This is a genomic window from Kitasatospora sp. NPDC056531 (genome assembly GCF_042794375.1).
Taxonomy (GTDB): Bacteria; Actinomycetota; Actinomycetes; order Streptomycetales; family Streptomycetaceae; genus Kitasatospora.
The window spans coordinates 3,547-8,309 of sequence record NZ_JBHTTU010000163.1; the positions used below are offsets into that span (position 1 = coordinate 3,547).

The 4,763-nt window shown below is 74.4% G+C and carries 4 protein-coding genes; all 4 read left to right on the forward strand.

Annotation, left to right across the window (positions count from 1 at the left end):
• Positions 1–296 precede the first annotated feature (296 nt).
• Genes ACFQ87_RS42895 through ACFQ87_RS42910 form a run of 4 tightly spaced genes read left to right on the forward strand, consistent with a single transcriptional unit; the run spans position 297 to position 4,759 of the window.
• A complete protein-coding gene (locus ACFQ87_RS42895; protein ID WP_380616417.1) occupies positions 297–890 on the forward strand; it encodes an ArsR/SmtB family transcription factor in 594 nt (197 codons plus the stop codon).
• Between the two features lie 41 nt (positions 891–931).
• Positions 932–2,188: an MFS transporter gene (locus ACFQ87_RS42900; protein ID WP_380616419.1), complete on the forward strand. Its 1,257-nt coding sequence runs from the start codon at positions 932–934 to the stop codon at positions 2,186–2,188.
• Positions 2,189–2,199: 11 nt separating this feature from the next.
• Positions 2,200–4,296: a HEAT repeat domain-containing protein gene (locus ACFQ87_RS42905; RefSeq protein WP_380616420.1), complete on the forward strand. Its 2,097-nt coding sequence runs from the start codon at positions 2,200–2,202 to the stop codon at positions 4,294–4,296.
• A gap of 43 nt (positions 4,297–4,339) precedes the next feature.
• Positions 4,340–4,759, forward strand: a complete 420-nt coding sequence (locus tag ACFQ87_RS42910; RefSeq protein WP_380616421.1) for a YciI family protein — start codon at positions 4,340–4,342, stop codon at positions 4,757–4,759.
• Positions 4,760–4,763 lie beyond the last annotated feature (4 nt).

Below are 4,763 nucleotides of genomic sequence, written 5' to 3' on the forward strand. Positions count from 1 at the left end.
TACTTCCCTGCGCGGGGCCCCGCCGACGATGCTGATCGGCTGGGGGTCGAGGAGCGCCGTGACCCGCACCCGCGGGCCGGTCTCGATCTCCTCGCCGGTCGGCTCGCAGCGGAACCCGCTGCCGCAGGACTCCGCGCGGCCTTCTCGCACTCCTCGGCAGCGGCCGGCCCGGCTGGATCGAAGGCCGGCAGGCCCAGGGCCGAACCGTCTCGCACCCAGAGATCCACGTCGCCGCCGGCCTTGGCAGATCCGAAAATTTTATTGCGCAATTTTCCCTTCGGATCTACCGTGAGGCCATGCCCCAGCACCCCAAGCCCGAGCGGATCACCGACCTCTCCCGCCTGAAGGCGTTCACCAACCCGCTGCGCATGCAGCTCTACCGTCTGCTCTACGCCGCGGGCACCGCCACCGCCTCCCAGCTCGCCGAGCAGGTCGACCAAGCGCCGTCCCTGGTCAGCTACCACCTGCGCAAGCTCGCCGAGCACGGCTTCGTGACCGAGGCGGGCGCGCGGAGCGCCGACGGGCGGGAGCGGTGGTGGCAGGTGGCGTCCGAGGAGGGCTGGGGCTTCCGCGAGTCGGACCTCGCCGGTACGCCCGAGGGCGCGGCCGCCGTCGGCGCGGTCACCCGCGGCCTGGTCGACAGCCGCGCCGCGCAGTACCGCGCGTACCTGGACCAGGGCGCCGCCTGGGGCAAGGAGTGGACCGACGCGGCCTTCAGCTCCGAGTGGCTGCTAGACCTGACCCCGGCCGAACTCGCGGAGCTGGGCGATGAGTTGCAAGCGCTGTCGCGGCGCTGGCGGGAGCGCGGCAAGGCCGCCAAGGCCGCCGGCGACACCGAGGGCCGCGAGCACGTGTCCGTCCACCTGTACGGCTTTCCGTTCCGCCCCTGACGCGGACGTCCGTTTCCGTCACCGACCTGCTGGAGCCCGCCATGGCCACCGTGGAGACCGCACCGCCGATACGCCCCGACGCCCCCGCGCACCGCGACGCCAATGTGCTGCGCTGGCTCACCGCCTACACCGCCTCGCTGATCGGCGACAGCGTGTACTTCCTCGCCCTCGGCTGGTCCGCCCAGAAGGCCGCCGGGCCCACCGAGGTCGGTCTGGTGATGGCCGCCGGGGCGCTGCCACGGGCGGTGCTGATGCTCGGCGGAGGGGTCGTCGCCGACCGCCTCGACCCCCGCCGGGTGATCCTCGGCAGCGACACCCTGCGCTGCCTCCTGATCCTCTCCGTCGCCGCCACCATCGCCCTGACCACGCCCGCGCTCTGGCTGCTGGTCGTGGTGGCCCTGGTATTCGGCGCCGTGGACGCCCTGTTCGTCCCCGCCGTCGGCGCCCTGCCGCCCCGGATCACCAGCTCCGACCAGCTCGCCCGGGTCACGGGCCTGCGCTCCCTGGCGATGCGGCTGAGCCAGATCGCCGGCCCGCCGATCGGCGGCCTGGCCATGGGTCTCGGCGGCCCGGCCGCCGCCTTCACCGTCGCGGGCCTGCTCTTCGCCCTGTCCCTGCCACTGCTGCTGACGGTACGGATCCACCCGCTCGAAGCGCCGTCCGAACAGCCCCGGCCGGGCCGCAGCACCGGCCGCGCCGAACTGCTGGACGGGCTGCGCTACATCCGCCGCCACCGGCTGATCGGCCCGCTGGTCGCCGCCGGGGCGGTCTGCGAGCTCGGCCTCACCGGCACCCTCAACGTCGGCATGGTGCTCCTCAACGCCGAACGCGGCTGGGGCCCGTCCGGCTACGGCTGGATCGTCGCCTGCTTCGGCGCCGGAGCGGCCGCCAGCGCCGCCCTGCTCGCGATCGCCGGCTGGCTGCCCCGGGCGGGCCTGACCATGGTCGCGACGCTGCTGGCCGGCAGTGTGGGCGCGGCCGCCATGGCGCTGGTCCCGAGCCTGTGGACAGCCGCCCTGCTCGCGGCGCTGGTCGGGCTGAGCGCGGGCGTCTTCGGCAGCCTGGACAGCGCCCTCATCCAGACGTCCGCCGACCCCGCCTACCTCGGCCGGGTCACCTCCGTCGTGATGCTCACCATGGTCGGCCTGGCCCCGCTCAGTTACCCGGTGGTGGGCGCCGCGATCGACGCCTGGGGCGCGGCCCCGGTGTTCATCGGCTGCGGCGGCCTGTCCTGCCTGGGCGCGGCCTTCGCCTTCGCCTCGAAGGCGGTTCGGCGAGCGGAACTGCCCCGACGGTAGAGTCCACGCCCATGTGGGAGGAACTCGACGCGATCGACTGGGCGGGACTCAGGCACAACTACGGCTCCGCCACGGACGTCCCGAGCCTGCTGCGGCACTGCGCGCGCCCCGGCCGGGAGGACCCCGCGCAGGCCGCCGGCACCCTCGCCAATCTCCTGTTCCACCAAGGCGGTTGGGTCTGCTCAGCCGCGACGGCCGCGCTGCCGTTCCTGGTCCGGCTGGCCACCCGGTCGGGCGCCCCGACCGACCTCCCGGCCCGGCTCGAACTGCTGGACCTGATGACGGATCTGAGCAGCGAGGCCGTCCTCGTCGACGCGAAGTGGGTGGACGAGGGCTGGGCCGCGGCCTGGAAACGGGCCCTGCCCGAGCTGCTGGGCCTGGTGTCCGCCCCCGAGCCGGAGGTCCGCCGGGCCGCCGCAAGCCTGGCCGGCCGGTGCGGCAGCCCCGGCGCGCTCGTCCTGCCCACGCTGCTGACGCACTGGGACGCGGAGGAGGATCCCGCTACCCGCCTCGACTTGGTGATCGCCCTCGGCGCGGCCGTCGGGCGGGAGCCCGCCGGGAACCGCGCCGCCCAGACCCACGGCCTGCTGCACGAGCTGCTGGACCACCCGGAGCCGCAGCTGCGGCTGGCGGCCGTCCACGCGCTCGCCCCGACCGACCCCGAACTCGCAACGCGGCATCGGGACCTCGTCCTGGACGCGGTCCGTGCTCCCAGTGCGGCGTTGTGGCGGCAGACCGCCGGAGCGGGCTGCGGGGTCGTCGGCGTCCAGAGCTGGACGGCGGACCTGTACCCGGGTGCGTCCCCCGCCTACGTCCTCGGTCTGCTGGCCGACCACCCGGACCCGGAGCAGCGGGCCAGTGCGCTGGCCCTGGCGGGCGGGCTGCTCTCCCGTTGGCACTCGCCCGTGCCCGATCTGCTGCCGGGCATCGCCGCGCGCCTGGCCGACCCGGACACCGAAGTCCGTTTCCGGGCGGTCGAGTTGATCGCGTGCCTCGGTCCGGCGGCAGCCGCCCACGCCGACCCGGTGGCCGAACTGCTCGACGACACCGCCGCCCGGGCGGACCGTACGGGCGAGACCGTCGCCGACGCGGCCGTGTGGGCCCTGGCCCGGCTGAACGACCCGCGCTGCGTGCCCGTCCTCGCCGAACGGCTCACCGGCGGCCGGATCGGTTTCGGGACCGGTTCCGGGCACTCCCCCCGGTACGTCAACACCCACTGGGCCGAGCTCCCCGGCCTCCATGAGCTGCTGATCCCGCTGCGGGACCACGCCGAGGCGCTCGTCCCCGCGATCCGCGCCCGGCTGCGCGGCACGGACCGCCCCCAGCTGGTCCGCTCGCTCTGCCAGGTGCTCGAAGCCTGGGGCGCGGCCGCGAGGACCGCCGTACCGGACCTGCTCTCCCTGCTCGACGGCGAGAAGACCTGGACGCATGCCGCGACCGCGCTGGCGGCCATCGGTCCGGCGGGCGGCGCGGCACGCGAGTCCCTGCTCGCCCGCGCCACCGCCGGCGACCAGGACCCGGGCCTCGCGGCCTGGTCGTACTGGCGCGTCGGCGGCGAGCCCGGCCCCGCCCTCGCCGTCCTCGGCCCCGCCGCCACCGAGGGGCGGTTCCCCCACCCCGACCTGGGTCGCCTCGCCGATCTCGGGCCGCTCGCCGCCCCGTACGCGGACCGGCTGCGTTCTATGGTCGCCGAAGCCGACGACGACTGGGTCCGCGTCAGGGCCGCCCACGCCCTGTGGGCCATCGCCGGCGACACCGACCCCGCCGTCCCGGTACTCCTCGCCGTCTGCCGGCCCCTCACCCGGGGCGCCTACCTCCCGGTCATGCTGCCCGCCGTCCACCACCTCACCCGCATCGGCCCGGCCGCCCGCCCCGCCGCCACCGTCCTGGCCGAGGCCCTCACCCGCGACGACCGCCTCAGCACCTCCGCCGGATGGCGCGCCTTCGTCGACGACGAGACCATCCGCGCGGCCGTCACCGCCCTGGTCACGGCCACAACACCCCCGGCTGCCCCTGTGCCGACCCGTAACGGGGTGTCCGGCGAAAAAATCCGGTCCGAATCCGTCCGCCGTGTCGATCCGCGAGCGCGCCGTTCGACCTGGGACTGAGAGGGTCGAGAGACGACCCCGATCAAGGAGAAGGAGAGCGAAGATGGCGAAGTACATGCTGATCATGCGAGGCACGGACGAGTCCATGGCGAAGATGATGGAGACGCCCTTCGAGGAGATGCTCGAAACCATCGGCCGCTTCAACGACGAGCTGATCCGGGCCGGCGTGCTCGTCGCCGCCGAGGGCCTGGACGACCCGTCCCAGGGCGTGGTGGTCGACTACAGCGGGGAGACCCCGGTGGTCACCGACGGGCCGTACGGTGAGACGAAGGAGTTGTTCGGCGGTTTCTACGTGCTCGACGTCGCCTCGAAGGAGGAGGCCGTCGAGTGGGCCAAGCGGCTCCCGGCGATCCCCGGCTCGAAGTGCGAGATCCGGCGCGTGCCGGGCATCGACGAGTTCCCGCAGGACAACGAGTGGATCGTCAAGGAGCGGGCGTGGCGCGAGCGGACCGGCCAGCTGTGACGTC